This is a genomic window from Undibacterium sp. SXout7W (genome assembly GCF_049339385.1).
GTDB lineage: Bacteria > Pseudomonadota > Gammaproteobacteria > Burkholderiales > Burkholderiaceae_D > Undibacterium.
The window spans coordinates 1-206 of the sequence record NZ_JBMPPF010000201.1 but is presented as its reverse complement, the minus strand read 5'-3'; the positions used below and the strand labels follow the sequence as shown (position 1 = coordinate 206).

Genomic DNA, 206 nt, shown 5'->3' with positions numbered 1-206 from the left:
GCAGGAGAAAACCGGTGTGATGTTAAAAGACGTCAGTAGTGCGTTCGTGGCTGGACTTGAGTTCCAGAGCACCTATGGGACATTGAATGACGGGGACTTTGTGGACAGGATGTATCAGAATATCCTGCACAGGCCGGCAGATGCGGCGGGTAAGACGTACTGGCAGGGGCAGCTGGGGCAGGGATTAAGCCGGGGCAATATGCTGG

Annotated in this window: 1 protein-coding gene; it reads left to right on the top strand. The window is 55.3% G+C overall.

What is annotated here, in order from left to right:
- Positions 1-19: 19 nt before the first annotated feature.
- The coding region (locus tag ACO0LB_RS21105; protein WP_423052721.1) for a DUF4214 domain-containing protein at positions 20-206 on the top strand (187 nt) is incomplete at its 3' end.